Annotated in this window: 14 protein-coding genes; 5 read left to right on the forward strand and 9 right to left on the reverse strand. The window is 64.7% G+C overall.

Annotated elements, in window-relative coordinates:
* Nucleotides 1-6 precede the first annotated feature (6 nt).
* From H0P51_RS18720 to H0P51_RS18730, 3 genes are all read right to left on the reverse strand, one after another.
* Nucleotides 7-1,011, reverse strand: a complete 1,005-nt coding sequence (locus tag H0P51_RS18720; protein WP_425489074.1) for an acyl-ACP desaturase — start codon at nt 1,009-1,011, stop codon at nt 7-9.
* A 25-nt stretch (nt 1,012-1,036) separates the two neighbouring features.
* Nucleotides 1,037-1,804 carry a sigma 54 modulation/S30EA ribosomal C-terminal domain-containing protein gene (locus tag H0P51_RS18725; RefSeq protein ID WP_180914374.1) on the reverse strand — a complete coding sequence of 256 codons (768 nt, stop codon included), beginning with the start codon at nt 1,802-1,804 and terminating at the stop codon, nt 1,037-1,039.
* Nucleotides 1,805-2,050: 246 nt separating this feature from the next.
* Nucleotides 2,051-3,403, reverse strand: coding sequence for a salicylate synthase (locus tag H0P51_RS18730; protein ID WP_425488885.1), 1,353 nt, complete (start codon nt 3,401-3,403; stop codon nt 2,051-2,053).
* Between the two features lie 549 nt (nt 3,404-3,952).
* On the opposite strand from H0P51_RS18730, the gene H0P51_RS18735 reads away from it, so the two are divergent.
* Nucleotides 3,953-5,194 (forward strand): sodium-dependent bicarbonate transport family permease, encoded by a 1,242-nt coding sequence (locus H0P51_RS18735; protein ID WP_180914376.1) that lies wholly within the window; start codon nt 3,953-3,955, stop codon nt 5,192-5,194.
* Between the two features lie 7 nt (nt 5,195-5,201).
* Here the strand turns inward: H0P51_RS18735 and hemW are convergent, their stop codons facing one another.
* The gene (hemW, locus tag H0P51_RS18740) at nt 5,202-6,386 is read right to left on the reverse strand and encodes a radical SAM family heme chaperone HemW (RefSeq protein WP_180914378.1); all 1,185 of its coding nucleotides are present in this window, start codon (nt 6,384-6,386) and stop codon (nt 5,202-5,204) included.
* Nucleotides 6,387-6,537: 151 nt separating this feature from the next.
* Between hemW and H0P51_RS29290 the strand changes: the two genes are divergently transcribed.
* The 4 genes from H0P51_RS29290 (at nt 6,538) to H0P51_RS18755 (ending at nt 9,865) form a co-directional block, all read left to right on the forward strand.
* A complete protein-coding gene (locus tag H0P51_RS29290) occupies nt 6,538-6,639 on the forward strand; it encodes an Ms4527A family Cys-rich leader peptide (RefSeq protein ID WP_425488886.1) in 102 nt (33 codons plus the stop codon).
* 108 nt (nt 6,640-6,747) lie between these two features.
* Nucleotides 6,748-8,418, forward strand: coding sequence for a nitrite/sulfite reductase (locus tag H0P51_RS18745; protein ID WP_180914380.1), 1,671 nt, complete (start codon nt 6,748-6,750; stop codon nt 8,416-8,418).
* Nucleotides 8,415-9,155, forward strand: a complete 741-nt coding sequence (locus H0P51_RS18750) for a phosphoadenylyl-sulfate reductase (RefSeq protein WP_180914382.1) — start codon at nt 8,415-8,417, stop codon at nt 9,153-9,155. The genes H0P51_RS18745 and H0P51_RS18750 overlap by 4 nt, the downstream gene beginning before the upstream one ends.
* Entirely contained in the window at nt 9,134-9,865 is a 732-nt protein-coding gene (locus H0P51_RS18755; protein ID WP_180914384.1) for a sirohydrochlorin chelatase, read from the forward strand. Before H0P51_RS18750 ends, H0P51_RS18755 begins: the two co-directional genes overlap by 22 nt.
* 29 nt (nt 9,866-9,894) lie before the next feature.
* On the opposite strand, the gene H0P51_RS18760 is transcribed toward H0P51_RS18755, so the two are convergent.
* From H0P51_RS18760 to H0P51_RS18780, 5 genes are all read right to left on the reverse strand, one after another.
* Nucleotides 9,895-11,277, reverse strand: a complete 1,383-nt coding sequence (locus H0P51_RS18760; RefSeq protein WP_180919078.1) for an MFS transporter — start codon at nt 11,275-11,277, stop codon at nt 9,895-9,897.
* Between the two features lie 503 nt (nt 11,278-11,780).
* Nucleotides 11,781-12,863 (reverse strand): sulfate/molybdate ABC transporter ATP-binding protein, encoded by a 1,083-nt coding sequence (locus H0P51_RS18765; RefSeq protein WP_180914386.1) that lies wholly within the window; start codon nt 12,861-12,863, stop codon nt 11,781-11,783.
* A gap of 21 nt (nt 12,864-12,884) precedes the next feature.
* Nucleotides 12,885-13,703, reverse strand: a complete 819-nt coding sequence (cysW, locus tag H0P51_RS18770) for a sulfate ABC transporter permease subunit CysW (protein WP_180919079.1) — start codon at nt 13,701-13,703, stop codon at nt 12,885-12,887.
* The gene (gene cysT / locus H0P51_RS18775; protein WP_180914388.1) at nt 13,703-14,587 is read right to left on the reverse strand and encodes a sulfate ABC transporter permease subunit CysT; all 885 of its coding nucleotides are present in this window, start codon (nt 14,585-14,587) and stop codon (nt 13,703-13,705) included. Before cysT ends, cysW begins: the two co-directional genes overlap by 1 nt.
* Nucleotides 14,584-15,618 (reverse strand): sulfate ABC transporter substrate-binding protein, encoded by a 1,035-nt coding sequence (locus H0P51_RS18780; protein WP_180914390.1) that lies wholly within the window; start codon nt 15,616-15,618, stop codon nt 14,584-14,586. Before H0P51_RS18780 ends, cysT begins: the two co-directional genes overlap by 4 nt.
* Nucleotides 15,619-15,718: the final 100 nt, after the last annotated feature.

Here is a 15,718-nt window from a genome sequence, read left to right on the forward strand (position 1 = left end):
CGGAGCTCAGTGCCTGCTCAGGGTCAGCGTCCCGTCGGTCCTGAGCACCTTGCTGGCAGTGATTCGCTCGGCCATGCGCGCCTCACGTTCCAGGTAGCGCTGCTTGGACTCGTCGAACTTCTCGGAAGCCGCCTCGAGCTCCTTGATCAGCAACGCCAGGTCGTCGCGCATCCATGCGGCCTCGCCGGTGAAATCCTCGCGCTCGAAGATCCGCCACTTACGCAGCACCGGCATGACCACCTCTTCAAGGTGGATGCGTGGGTCGTAAACGCCGCCGACGGCGATGATCACCGCTTTGCGACGGAACTCCGGCACAGTGAATCCGGGCATCTTGAAATTGCGCAGGATCCGGTGCACCGACCGCATCGCCTGGTTGGGCGCGATGTCCAGGCCGGCGGCGCTGACATCGCGGTAGAAGATCATGTGCAGGTTCTCGTCGTGGGAAACGCGGGCCAACAGTTGATCGGCGATGCTGTCGTTGCAGGCTTTGCCGGTGTTGCGGTGTGAGACGCGGGTCGCCAGCTCCTGGAAGGAGACGTACATGACGGAGTCAAACACGCTCTCGGCGAACAAGTCGCCCTGCAGGTTCTGCCCCGGACTAAAGCCCCTAGTCATTTGCTCCATACGCAGCTTCTCCAGCTCGACCGGATCTACCGCGCGGGTGACCACCAAATAGTCGCGCAGCGCGGTGCTGTGCCGGTTCTCCTCGGCGGTCCAGCGGTTGACCCACTGCCCCCACGGGCCGTCCATGCTGAAGTTCATCGCGATCTCGCGGTGGTACGACGGCAAATTGTCTTCTGTCAAAAGGTTTTGCACCATCGCCACCTGGGCCACGTCGGAGAGCCGACTCTGCCCGGGCTCCCAGTCCTGTCCGTCCAAGGTGTAGTAGTTCCTGCCGTCCGACCACGGGATGTAGTCGTGCGGGCTCCACTCCTTGAACATCGAGAGGTGCCTATTGAGCAGTTGCTCCACCACCGGCTCCAGCTCTTCGAGTAGCTGCAGGTTGGTCATTTCTTTGGACACAGATGTCTCCCAGTTATTGATGTGAGGGGGTGATCAGCCCCAGGTTGCCGTCGTAGCGCGGGTACAGCAGCTGGCCCCGCCCGGTGGCCTCGTCGGTGTAAAAAAGATGCCGCACCCCGTGCTCGCCCGCACGGTGAACCGCGACATCCTTGGAAAGTACTGGCGCCGCACGGGGATTCACGATCAGCGGTACGGGCGGGCCGGAGCTACCCGGTGACCAGACCCAGCCCGGAGGACGCACATGCTGCTGGCGGGCCAACCGTAATCCAGACGGACCGGCCCGATACACCACAGCGTCCTCCCCCGTCTCGGCATCGGTAAACAAATTCACGTCGTAGTCCATCGCGTCCATCACCCGAACGGCATCCATCGGATCCATACGTTGCAGCACAACCGATTTGCGGCGTGCAACAACGGCATTCGGGCCCACGGTCATCAGCCTTCGAGTCTCGTCCGGCCAAGGGCGGGGCCGCCACGGCGCGCACAAGCGCGCCAGTTGACGGTCCAGCCGCGCCAGCGCCGGCACGAGATCGTCGACCCCACTGGTGACCGCCACCATGCGCGCCGGCAGGTCCCCGACCCGCGTATTGACCTGCACCACCATCGGCCCACGCCCGCACAGCCCGGTCTTTACCCGCACCCGGGCACTCCAGATGATCGCGCGACGATCCAGGATGCACCGGATCGCCCGCGCAATCTGTTCGGCGCGGACGGTAGACAGGCTGCCACCGGAGAAGACGGTGACACCGGGTGATTCCTGAACGAACTCGGGTGCACCCATCGCTCAGCGACCCCGCTTTCCCAGCTATTCACCGTTATTCGCGATATCTTCACGATCAGCGACGACTGCGTGTCGCCGTCTATCAGGGTTGCTGGCGCGCGCTCACACGGATAGGGACCAAAGTCCCGCGCTGGACATGCCGTCGGTCACCTCTTGGTGGCCTCGGCGGAAACGCCACCAACCGAACATGCCGATGTGGCGGTGTCGGACCCCGGGCCCGCTGCGGGTCCGGGCCAGGTCAGCGCGTCAGCGCCGCTCGACGAGATAGGGCGTCAGGGTGGAGAGCTTCTCGCAGGTCTCCTCGAACTCACGCTCGGGATCGGACGCCGCGATGATGCCCGCGCCGGCCCGGAGCCAGCCGCGACCGCCACATTCGTAGGCGGCCCGCAGCGCCAGTGCGGCGTCCAGCCCGCCGTCGGCCGAAAAGGTCACCACCGCACCCGAATACAGCCCGCGGGGACTCTCGTCAAGGCGCAGGATAGCTTCGACACCACCCGCCTTCGGGATACCCGATGCGGTGACCGCCGGGAAAAGCGCCTCCAGCGCGTCCATTCGGTCGCTGGCCGGGTCTAGCCGGCCGGTGACCGTCGACCCGAGGTGCTGCACGCTGCCGCGCTCCCGCACCGCCATGAAGTCTACGACCGCCGCGGTTCCGGGCTCGGCGATCTCGTTGATCTCCTGCAACGATGTACGCACCGAAATCGCGTGCTCGACAATCTCTTTGGAGTTCGACTCGAGGTCGTCGCGAGCCTGTCTGTCATGTGCGGCACCGCGGCCCAGCGCGCGTGTTCCAGCTAGCGGTTCGGTGACCACCACACCGTCGGGCTGTACCGCGGTGACCAGTTCCGGACTGTAACCCAGCGCGCGAATACCACCGAGCCGCAACAGGAACGACCGCACCGGTGTGTTGTGTCGACGGCCTAATCGGTAGGTCTCCGGGAAGTCCAGAGCGAAGGGAATTTCGAGTGAGCGGGACAGAATCACCTTGTCGTACTTGCCTGCGGCGATCTCGCCGACGGCTACGGCCACCCGATTACGGTAGTCGGAGGGATCGGCCGACAGGTCCACCGACCTGGGCCGGGGCACGTCCGCAATGCCGCCGCCAAGCAGCCGTTCCACCGCTTCCCGGTGCTTGGCACCGGGACTGAACAGGCGGATTTCCTCAGCGGTGACCACGATGCGGGTGCGTGGCCAGAACAGCCGGGCCAGTGGCGTGCGCGGTCCCAGCCGTTGTTGCAGACCGAAGCGGTACACACCGAATTCGAAGGCGACCCAGCCGAAGAGGTGGTCAGTCTCGAGCAGCAGGCGGTCGATGGCCTCGCCGAGCACCGCTCCCGGACGTCCTGACCACTGTTGGCGCCGGGTGACGCCGTCTCGGACCACGCGCAGTTCGTCGCTGTCCAGCTCCACCATCGCTTGCACGCCGACGGCCAGCACCCATTGCCCGTTCTGCTCGTAGAGCAGGTACTCGTCGTCCACAGGCTCGGCAAGCTGGGCAGCCAGCTCGGCAGCTAGGTCAGCGGGTTCGATTCCGTCAGGCAACGGGATGGCCAGCGGCTCGATGCTGGCAGAACTCGTCTCGACACTGGCCTCCATCACAGTTAGTAAATGTAGCCTAACCTATCCAATCGGCGCGCGCCGCCCCCGTGGGTCGCCACGTGACCTGCCGTTTGGGGCAAAATCCGGCCGCATTCGGCCCCCTGTGAGTTCTGTAGCTCGATGTCCGGCGCCGCGGGGACCCTTCGAAACCGGACGCTTCACACGGTCCGCTTCGGTCACACGCGGGCATCGAGCATGATTGCGTGCGACCGCAAATCCACCGCGACGTCGAAGTCAAGTCGGCCGCGCTCTACCTGTGCACCGGCGTGACACGTGGCCACCGACGCCTCACAGCAAACTGACAGGCAACTGGCACCTGATCCACACCCTTCCCCGGCAAATCGCGTCAGCCAGCGCAGTTGCGATTTCCCTTGGTTACAAGGAGATTTCGGCAACGGTACTACCGGGATAATTCGTTCGAATCGACTACCACATCCCCATCCGCTCGAGTGGCGAGTGGCCACCGGCACAGTTAGGTTCGCAGCGTTGTCCCGCGGTCGCCCCCCGACGGCCGGAAATTCCGAATCGCCATGAGCGCGGAGGGTGTCGATGCTTCACGAGTTCTGGGAAAACTTCACCCACAACCTGTTCAAGCCGCTGCTGCTGTTCTTCTACTTCGGGTTCCTGATCCCAATCCTCAAGGTGCGCTTCGAGTTTCCCTACGTCATTTACCAAGGCCTGACGATGTACCTGCTGCTGGCTATCGGCTGGCACGGCGGTGAGGAGCTCGCCAAAATCAAGCCCGCAAGCATTGGCGTCATCGTCGGCTTCATGGTGGTGGGCTTCCTGTTGAATTTCGCGATCGGCAGCCTCGCGTACTTTCTGCTCGGCCGGATCACCAGAATGCGGCGCGTCGACCGGGCCACCGTCGCCGGTTATTACGGGTCAGACTCGGCCGGTACGTTCGCCACCTGCGTCGCGGTGCTGACCAGTGTCGGAATTGCCTTCAACGCGTACATGCCGGTGATGTTGGCGGTCATGGAGATTCCAGGCTGCCTGGTGGCGCTATACCTGGTGGCGCGGCTGCGGCACCGCGGCATGGACGAGGCCGGGTATCTGCCCGACGAGTCCGGCTACACCGCGCCGACCAGAGTGAGCATTGGCCCCGGCGCCGTGGCGCGCCCCACCAGCGGCCAAAGCGTGGAGAGCGAACAACGCGCCATCGAGCAAGAACTCGAGTTGTCGATGGAGAAGCGCGAACACGACGGCTGGGACGACGTCGTCGCCAAACCCGGCGCCAATGGCAAGAAGGCCTCGCTGTTCTCCCGTGAATTGCTGCAGGAGGTGTTCCTCAACCCGGGGCTATGCCTACTGCTGGGCGGCATCGTCATCGGCCTGATCAGCGGACTGCAGGGGGAGAAGGTCGTCCACGACGACGACACGTTCTTCGTCACCGCGTTCCAGGGTGTGTTGGCACTGTTTCTGCTGGAGATGGGTATGACGGCCTCACGCAAGCTCCGCGACCTGCGCAGCGCGGGGAAGGGATTCATCGTCTTCGGCCTACTGGCCCCGAATATATTTGCCGCACTTGGCATCATGGTCGCCCACAGTTACGCGGCCCTCACCGGCGCCGACTTCAAGCCGGGCACCTACGTGTTGTTCGCGGTGCTGTGCGGCGCGGCATCCTATATCGCCGTTCCCGCCGTCCAGCGCCTCGCGATCCCGGAAGCGAGCCCGACACTGCCGCTTGCGGCGTCACTCGGCCTGACGTTCTCCTACAACGTGACGATCGGGATCCCGCTGTATATCGAGTTCGCCCGCTTGGCTGGCCACTGGTTTCCTTCGAGCTGACATCCTTTCACCCCAGTAGCGTTCGAACCACACCGTCGGCAAGCAGGCGGCCCCGGTCGGAGAGGACCAGGCGGTCGCCGGCCGATTCGAGCAATCCGTCGGCGACTACCTCCTCGGCACGCTCGAGTTCGGCCGCACCTAGCCGATCCAGCGAAAGACCTTCTCGCAGACGGATTCCCAGCAACACCTCCTCGGTGTGCAGCGCATCCAGGCTCAGTTCTTCGAAACCGGCCACCGGCAAAGCGCCGCCCGCCAGCAACTCGGCATAAGCGTTGGGGTGCTTTACATTCCACCAGCGCGTGGTGCCGACATAGCCGTGTGCTCCCGGTCCCGCACCCCACCACTGGCCGCCGTTCCAGTAGCCGAGGTTGTGCCGGCACTCACCGCCAGGTCGAGACCAGTTCGACACTTCGTACCAGGTCAGCCCGGCCGCGGAAAGAAGTTCGTCCACCAACTCGTAGCGGTGCGCGAGCACGTCGTCATCGGGTGCGGCCAAATCGCCGGCACGGACCCGCCTGGCCATCGCGGTCCCCTGCTCCACCACCAGCGCATAGGCCGACACGTGATCGACACCGGTCTGCACCGCGGTGTCCACCGAGCGCAGCAGATCGTCGTCGCTCTCCCCCGGGGTTCCGTAGATGAGGTCGAGGCTGACGTGCTCGAAGCCCACCTCCAGCGCCTCGCGGGCCGCCGCCGCGGACCGGTTGGGGGTGTGCACCCGGTCCAACACCCCTAGTACGTGCGGAACCACCGACTGCATGCCGAGCGAGACCCGCGTATAGCCGGCCGCACGGATAGCCTCGAAAAACTCCGGCCAGGTCGACTCCGGATTGGCCTCTGTGGTGATCTCGGCGTCCGGCGCCAAGGTGAAGTGTTCGCGCACCTGGTTCAGCAAGGTGGTCAGGCGGGCACCGCCCAGCAGTGACGGCGTGCCGCCCCCGACGAACACGGTGTGCAAGGTCGGGCCCTCTAGCCGTGCGGCCGCCAGCTCCAGCTCGGTGCGCAGTGCCGCCAGCCAGGCATCAGGATTGACCCCACCCAGCTCCGCGGGGGTGTAGGTATTGAAGTCGCAGTAGCCGCACCGCGTAATGCAGAACGGGACGTGCACGTAGAGCCCGAACGGTTGCCCCGCATGGGGTCGCACGTCCGGGAGCTCCGCGTGGGGCGGGATCCAGTGCTCGCTGGGGGCCATGCCCGAAATTCTGGCACGATACCCCTCCCTGGCGCTTTTCCCAGGTTGTTCCCGGTTTCTTTGACCCGTTCACTCAGGTTTCGCCGGTAGTTTTAATCATCATGAAGAAAAATTTGGCCTGGTAGCACAGCACGTCCCGATCCGTGGCAGAATGGCACCCGTGACCGTCGCCAATTCGAACCTGCGAGTAGCGCTGGTGGTGCGGCGGCATATCGACCTCAAGCGCGTTTGCAGCTGTTGCTGTCTGCCTTGATGTCGTAGACCCAGCCCATCTGTACCCCTGGCTGCCGGATCTGCGCCGCCGGAAGCAACGGCGCGCTGCGCGGATTCCAGCCCGTTTTATTCGTGAAGGAGTCTCCGTATGACCACAGCACGCCCCGCCAAAGCGCCCCGCAACGAGGGCCAGTGGGCGCTGGGAAATCGTGAGCCACTCAATCCCAACGAAGAGATGAAGAAGGCGGGCGCGCCCCTGGAAGTGCGCGAGCGCATCGAGAACATCTACGCCAAGCAGGGCTTCGACAGCATCGACAAGGATGACCTGCGCGGCCGTTTCCGCTGGTGGGGCCTGTACACCCAGCGTGAGCAGGGTTACGACGGCTCCTTCACCGGTGACGACAACATGGACCTCCTCGAGGCGAAGTACTTCATGATGCGGGTGCGCTGCGACGGCGGCGCCATTTCCGCGGCCGCGTTGCGCGTCCTGGGCCAGATCTCAACCGAGTTTGGTCGCGACACCGCCGACATCTCCGACCGGGAGAACATCCAGTACCACTGGATCCGGGTAGAGGACGTACCAGAGATCTGGCGCCGTCTCGACGAGGTCGGACTACAGACCACCGAAGCCTGCGGCGATTGCCCGCGTGTGGTGCTGGGTTCGCCGCTGGCCGGTGAATCGCTGGACGAGGTGCTCGACCCCACCTGGGCAATCGAGGAGATCGTCAAGCGCTACATCGGCAAGCCCGAGTACGCCGACCTGCCCCGAAAGTACAAAACCGCCATCTCGGGCTTGCAGGACGTCGCGCACGAGATCAATGACATCGCGTTCATCGGCGTCAACCACCCCGAGCACGGGCCGGGCCTGGACCTGTGGGTTGGCGGTGGGCTGTCGACCAACCCGATGCTGGCCCAGCGGCTCGGTGCCTGGGTCCCGCTGGACGAGGTGCCCGAGGTGTGGGAGGCGGTGACGTCGATCTTCCGCGACTACGGCTACCGACGGCTGCGCGCCAAGGCGCGGCTGAAGTTCCTGGTCAAGGACTGGGGCGTAGAGAAATTCCGCCAGGTTCTCGAGACCGAGTATCTCAAGCGCCCGCTCATCGACGGTCCGGCGCCGGACCCGATCACGCATCCGATCGACCACGTCGGCGTGCAACGCCTCAAGAACGGGCTTAACGCGATCGGCGTCTCCCCCATCGCCGGACGGGTATCGGGCTCCATCCTGAGTGCTGTCGCAGATCTGGCCGACAATGCCGGGTCGGACCGGATCCGGTTCACCCCGTACCAGAAGCTGGTCATGCTCGACGTTCCGGACGACCAGCTCGACGAGACCCGCGCCGGCCTAGAAAGCCTGGGCCTGCAATCGCAACCGTCACGCTGGCGCCGAAACCTGATGGCGTGCAGCGGAATCGAATTCTGCAAATTGTCATTCGCCGAAACTCGGGTGCGGGCACAGACTTTGGCACCCGAACTGGAGGCCCGGCTGGAGGACCTCAACGCCCAGCTCGACGTGCCGATCACGGTCAATATCAACGGCTGCCCCAACTCGTGTGCCCGGATTCAGATCGCCGACATCGGGTTCAAGGGCCAGATGGTCGACGACGGCAATGGCGGCTCGGTCGAGGGTTTCCAGGTTCACCTGGGCGGCGGGCTCGGCCTGGACAGCGGCTTCGGGCGCAAACTGCGTCAGCACAAGGTCACCAGCGAAGAGCTGGGCGACTACATCGACCGGGTGACCCGCAACTTCCTTAAGCACCGCAACGACGGTGAACGCTTCGCGCAGTGGGCGATTCGGGCAGAGGAGGACGACTTGCGATGAGCGAGGCGACCAAACCGAACGAAGACCGACTGCGGGAGCTGGCCGCCCGTGGCGCCGCCGAACTCGACGGCGCCGACGCCACCGACCTGTTGCGCTGGACCGAGGAGAACTTCGGCAACATCAACGGTCCGCGAGGCTGGGCGACGTGCAACTACGTGGTGGCCTCCAACATGCAGGATGCCGTGCTGGTGGATCTGGCCGCCAAGGTGCGCCCGGGAGTGCCAGTGATGTTCCTGGACACCGGGTACCACTTCGTGGAGACCATCGGCACCCGTGACGCGATCGAGTCCGTCTACGACATCCGGGTGGTCAACGTGACTCCGGAGCACTCGGTGGCCGAGCAGGACAAGCTGCTGGGCAAGGATCTGTTCAGCCGGGATCCCGGCGAGTGCTGCCGGCTGCGCAAGGTGGTTCCGTTGGGCAAGGCGCTTCGCGGTTATTCCGCATGGGTGACCGGCATCCGCCGGGTCGAGGCGCCGACCCGCGCCAATGCTCCGCTGATCAGCTTCGACGAGGCATTCAAGCTGGTGAAGATCAACCCGCTAGCCGCGTGGTCCGACCAGGATGTGCAGAACTACATCGACAAGCACGATGTGTTGGTCAATCCCCTTGTCTATGAAGGATATCCGTCAATTGGCTGCGCCCCGTGCACGGCAAAGCCGATCGAAGGCGCCGACCCGCGCAGCGGACGCTGGCAGGGACAGTCCAAGACCGAATGCGGGCTGCACGCCTCGTGACCCCTCTGGTACTAACCGCGCACGGAAGCGCGGATCCACGGTCGGCAGCCAACGCCCGGGCGGTCGCGGATCAGGTGGCCCGCCTGCGCCCCGGCCTTGACGTGCGGGTTGCGTTCTGCGAGCACAACTCTCCGGGATTAGCCGATGTGCTGGAATCCTGTGCCGGCGAGGCAATCGTGACTCCGCTGCTGTTGGCCGACGCGTACCACGCACGGGTGGACATCCCGAACCAGATTTCAGCATGCGGTGTCAGCCAACGGGTGCGGCAGGCCGAGGTACTCGGCGAAGACGATCGACTGGTATCGGTGCTGCGGCATCGGGTCGCAGAGCTCAGCGTGTCGCGACTCGACGACACCGTCGGCGTGCTCGTGGTGGCGATCGGCTCGTCGAACCCGGCCGCCAATGCCCGCACCGCCGAGGTGGCGCCCAAGGTTGCCGTCGGAACCCGTTGGACCGCAGTGGCCACAGCATTCGCCACCCGTCCGGAGCTGCCACTGGACGAAGCGGTCGACAGGCTGCGGCGCCAGGGCGCCGCACGGGTGGTCATCGCGCCGTGGTTCCTGGCGCCTGGCCGCATCCCGGACCGCGTCGAACGATTCGCGCGAGACGCCGACGCGCTGATGGCGTCGCCCTTGGGGGCCCACCGCTTAGTGGCCGCGACGGTGTTGGACCGCTTCGATCAGGCCGCCGCGGAGCGGATCGCCGCGTAGCCGCATCGTGCGATCGCCTACCAACCGGCTCAGGTGACCGCTTGCAGCACCTTGCGCGGGTATACCCGCACGTAGCGCACCCAGGTCAGCACCGCGCCCGCTACGTAGCAAGCCGCGAACGCCCAGAACGCCACGGTCTGCGAACTATGGTTCATATAGGCCTGCCACAAGCCGAGATTGATGCCCATCGCGCCGAGAGCGCCGAGTGTGCCGGCGAATCCGATCAGTGCGCCGGCCATCGCGTGCTCCCAGTCTCGGCGTTGGGCGTCGGGAAGGTTAAGGACGAGGCTTCGTTCGTGCAGTATCGACGGGATCAGCTTGAATACCGAACCCTTGCCCATCCCGCAGGCGGCGAAAAGCGCGATGAAAGCCACTACATAGCCGATGGTGGTCGCGGCGTTCATCTGCCCGGCGGGCCCACGACCGGACTCGCCGGCGGTGCTGACAGCGATCAGCAATCCCGCAGACACGATCATCGCCGCCAGCGCCCGAAGTGTGGCGGGACCACCGCCGAAGCGATCAGCCAACTTGCCACCGAGGATGCGAGTCAGCGATCCCACCAGCGGTCCGACAAACGCAATCTCAGCGGCATGCAAAGACGCCTGCGCGTGGCTTTGCCCGCTCGCGACGAAGTTGTCCACCAGGAGCTGGCCGAAGGCGAACGCAAAGCCGAGGAACGAGCCCGAGCAGCATAGGTAGAGAAAAGCGATACCCCATGCATCCGGGAGCTTCAGGACGGACCGCACATGAGACGCGTCGACGACGTGCGTCCGGTTATCCATGAAAAGCGCAGCTCCGACGCCAGAGACAGCGAGCAAGACTAGATACACGGCGCACACCAAATAGGGCGCCCGGTGTCCGACGGTGGCAAGCGTCAACAGACCGACTACCTGCACCGCGGCCGATCCAAGGTTGGCCAATCCACCGGTGACGCCCAAGGCGAAGCCCTTGAGTCGCAGCGGGTAGAACGATTCGGCATGGGCCAGCGCGGCGGCATAGTTCCCGCCGCCCAGCCCGGTCATCGCCGCACACACCAGATACGGCCAGAGGGGCAGGCCGGGGTTGGCCAGCAGGACGATGGCGCCAACGGTGGGTATCAGTAGCACTAGCGAGGAGAAAACCGCCCATCCCCGTCCGCCGAACCTGCTGGTCGCCATCGCGTAGGGGATGCGCACCGCCGCACCGACCAGGGTTGCCATGGCGTCTATCAGTAGCTTGTCACTGGTTGAGAAGCCGTAGACGGCCTGCGGCATGAAGAGCACCATCACCGACCAGAGGTACCAGATTGAGAAGCCGAGATGCGCGTTCACGTTGGCCCAGATGAGATTACGGCGGGCGATTGCGCTGTTGCCTAACCGCCACGCCACCTCGTCGTCGGGATCCCAGTCGGCTACACGATGCTTTCGCGCCATCAAGAAATCGCTTTTCACAGCGGACATTCGGCAACTATGCGGTGGTCTTGACCGGCAGCCGCGACTGGCGCGCCGACGAGGGACGCATCAACTGTCCAACAATACGAAGTCGGGCGTTTGCTCATTTGCGATGCAGCACGCCGCGAACAGGGCGTACTGCGCACATCGGCGTTGGTCCAAGGCATCGATCCCTCTGTCACTGCGCGCGTCCTTCGGAGTTTCATGCGACCACATCAGGAGGCCCTGGATGGAGGTCGGCGTGTTCTGCTGACACCGATAGCGGTCAGCGAACGACGTACGGTACGGCGAACCGCGTCGCCGTCGTTGCGTTGACGTGCGGCCAACGCTGGAATGCATTCCGGTCGAGAGTCAAGCCGCTGGCCCGTCGATTCGACAACTCGACACGACTGATACACAGGAGATTTTCAGCGGATTGTCGCTGGGATACCTGGCGCAACAGCGCGACGCTCATTTTCATCCCGCACGCGCGCGGTCGCCGATGCTCAGGTGAGCGCTTCTACCTCGTCGGGGTTGGCGGCGCCGTTGGAGTTCTGCGGCGTTTCGACTGCGATCGGCGGGACCCGGGTCGCGCGCACGTAGACGGTATCGCCTTCCTTCAGCGCCAAAGCCTCCGCGTCACCGCGAGTGATCTGCGCGGTGAACGGGCCTCTGCTGACAGCACTGGTGAGCTCGACCCGGACCTCGAATCCGAGCGTCACCACCCGGTCGACGGTGGCGCGCACGACGCCGATCGACTCCGCCGTGCCGTCGCCGCCGGCGACCGCCATGTCAGGGTTGCGACCCACCCGAATGTCGTGCGGACGGACCAGGGCGCCGTTCAGTGCGGACACCGCACCCAGGAAGGACATCACGAAGGCATTGGCGGGCGCGTCGTAGACGTCGGTCGGGGAACCGACCTGTTCGATGCGGCCCTTATTGAGCACCGCGATGCGATCGGCCACGTCCAGCGCCTCGGCCTGGTCGTGGGTGACCAGCACCGTGGTGACATGGACCTCGTCATGCAGGCGACGCAGCCAGGACCGCAGATCCTCGCGGACTTTTGCATCCAGCGCGCCGAACGGTTCGTCGAGCAGCAGCACCTGCGGGTCGACCGCCAGCGCCCGGGCCAGCGCCATCCGCTGCCGTTGCCCGCCGGAGAGCTGGTTGGGATAACGGTGCTGGAAGCCGCTGAGGCCCACCACCTCCAGCAGATGGTCGACCTTGTCCTTGATCTCTGCTTTGGGCCGCTTTCGGATCTTCAAACCGTAGGCGACGTTGTTGCGCACGGTCAGGTGCTTGAACGCCGCATAGTGCTGAAACACGAATCCGATACCGCGGCGTTGCGTTGGTACCCGGGTGACATCGCGGCCCTCGATGGTCACTGTTCCCGAATCGGGTTGGTCCAGGCCGGCGATGGTACGTAGCAGTGTCGACTTTCCCGACCCGCTGGGGCCTAGCAACGCCGTCAGCGAGCCGGTCGGCACCACGAAATCCACGTGATCCAGCGCCACGAAATCGCCGTACTGCTTGAATGCGTTTTGCACCACAATCGCGTAGTCGCGCGGAGCCGCTGCGGTATCGGTCATCGTCGAATCTCCTTGTCCGGCTTACTTACTTGCTCGTGCCCGGCGTGCATCCAACACCACTTGGACGACCAGCACCAGCACGGCAACGGCCATCAGCAACGTCGACAGCGCGTACGCGCCGTACTCCGCGCCGCGGTTGTACCGGTCGGACACCAGCAGTGTCAGCGTCTGCGACTCGCCGGGAAGGTTGGACGACACCATGATGACCGCGCCGTACTCACCGAGTGTGCGCGCGACGGTCAGCACGATGCCATATGTCAGACCCCACCGGATGGACGGCAGAGTAATCCGCCAAAATGTTTGCCACCAGCCAGAACCCAGTGTCGCGGCGGCCTGTTCCTGATCGGTTCCCAATTCGTGCAGCACCGGCTCCACCTCACGCACCACGAACGGCAGCGTGACGAAGATGCTGGCCAGCACGATGCCCGGCAGCCCGAAGATGATTTTGAACCCGAAGTCGCGCTCGACGAATCCCAGCGCACCGCCGGCCCCCCACAGCACGATCAGCGAGACACCCACAATCACCGGTGATACCGCAAACGGTAAGTCGATGATCGCCTGCAGGATACCTTTGCCGCGGAATCGGTTGCGCGCCAACACCAAAGCTGTCGGGATGCCGAAGACCACGTTCAGCGGCACTACGATGGCCACCACAAGCAGCGAGAGGTTCAGTGCCGAGACCGCGGCCGGCGTGGTGATCCAGTCGAAAAACTGGCCGAGCCCGGGTTCGAATGTGCGCCACAGGATGAGCAGTACCGGGATGACCAGCAGCACCAAGATGTAAGCCAGAGCGGTGTAGCGAAGCAGGTAACGAACCGAACGCGACGAAGTCGAAGATATCACTGGCTCATCTCCTCGCGTTTGGCCGCCCGCCCGCCGATGATCCGCAGAACGAGCAGCACGACAAACGAAATCGAGAGCAGCACAATGGATATCGCCGCAGCACCGGTACGGTCGTCATTCTCGATCAAGGTCCGGATCCACTGTGAGGAGACCTCGGTCTTGCCGGGTACCGCCCCGCCGATCAACACCACCGACCCGAACTCGCCGATCGCCCGCGAAAACGCCAGGCCCGCACCGGACAACAACGCGGGCAGCAGCGACGGCAGCACGATGGAGACGAAGATCTTGGGACCGTTGGCGCCCAGCGACGCGGCCGCTTCCTCGGTCTCCCGGTCGATCTCAAGGAGCACCGGCTGCACGGCGCGCACCACGAACGGCAGCGTGACGAACGCCAGCGCGACACCGACGCCCCACTCAGTGTGCTGCAGGTGCAGTCCCACCGGGCTGTGGTTGCCGTAGAGCGCAAGCATCACCAGGCTGGCGACGATTGTCGGCAACGCGAAGGGCAGATCGATCACCGCGTCCACCAAACGCTTACCGAAGAAGTTGTCGCGCACCAGCACCCAGGCGATCAGTAGGCCGAACACCGTGTTTAGCAGGGTCACGCCGGCGGAGATGGTGAGCGTCACCCGAAACGACTCGATCGCCGCATTCGAGGTGACCGCCAGCCGGAAGGCGTCCCAGCCCCCGTCCGCCGCCTGCCACAGGATGGCGGCCAGCGGCAGCAGCACGATCACCGACAACCATACGGTCGCCACGCCGACCCGCAGCGGCGTGCCGCCCGCTCGTCGGGCAGCCGCGGCGCCGCCAGGAGCCGCGCCATCGGGCTGGTCGAGCTCGGGGCGGACCGCCTCTGGGTCTGGGGTAACTGTCACGGTCATCCGGTGGCCTGCGTGTAGATCTTGGTGATGCTGCCGGCGGTTTTGTCGAACAGCTGCGGATCGACGGTGTCCCAGCCACCGAGGTCAGCAATGGTCCACAGCTTCGCCGGCAATGGGAACTGGTCGCGGAATGCCGCGGCGACTGCCGGGTCGACCGGCCGGAACCCGGCCTGCGCCCACAACTTCTGCGCCGCGACGGTGTACTGGAAGTTTTTGAAGGCGGTGGCAGCGGCCAGGTGCGGGCTGGTGGTAATCACCGCCATAGGATTCTCGATCTTGAACGTCTGCGGCGGGGTGACGTGCTCGACCGGTTTGCCCGCGCGTTCGGCGGCGATGGCCTCGTTCTCGTAGCTGATCAGAACATCTCCACTGCCTTGGATAAAGACGTCCGTGGCTTCTCGGCCGGAACCTGGACGCAGTTTCACGTGTTCCCTCACCATCCGGCTGACAAACTCGATGCCCGCTTGGCTGTTGTGGCCGCCCTCGCTCTTGACTGCGTAGGGCGCCAACAGATTCCACTTTGCCGATCCCGAGCTGAGCGGGCTCGGTGTGATCACTTCGATCCCGGGGCGCAGCAGATCATCCCAATCCCTGATGTTCTTCGGATTGCCCTTGCGCACCACCAGCGTAACCACCGATCCGAAGGGAATACCTTTGGTGGCGTCGGTATTCCAGTCCTTGGACACCTTGCCGGACTTGATCAGGCGGGTGATGTCGGGCTCGACCGAAAAGTTGACCAGGTCGGCCGGCTTGCCCTCGGCGACACCGCGCGACTGGTCGCCCGAGGCGCCGTAGGTGGCGATCACCTGCACGCCCCGCCCTTCCTCGGAGGCGTTGAACGCCGGACCCACCTTGGCCCAACCGGGTTCGGCGACCGAATAGGCGACCAAGGTGACGCTGGTCTTGGCGTTAGCCAGCCCGCCGCCGCCGACCACGTCGCTGGGACCGCCGCGGCACGCCGCCACCGCGCCGATCGTCAATATGAGCGCCACCAGCTGTCGCCAGCGCGGTGCACCCCGGTACTTCAACATCTGCGGTCATCAGCCTTCCGGTGCAGGACTTATGGATTGGGTCCCGTAGCTGCGGATAGGCGATTGATCAGAATCGATACGATTCACCAACTCCACACCG

This window comes from Mycobacterium vicinigordonae (assembly GCF_013466425.1).
Taxonomy (GTDB): Bacteria; Actinomycetota; Actinomycetes; order Mycobacteriales; family Mycobacteriaceae; genus Mycobacterium; species Mycobacterium vicinigordonae.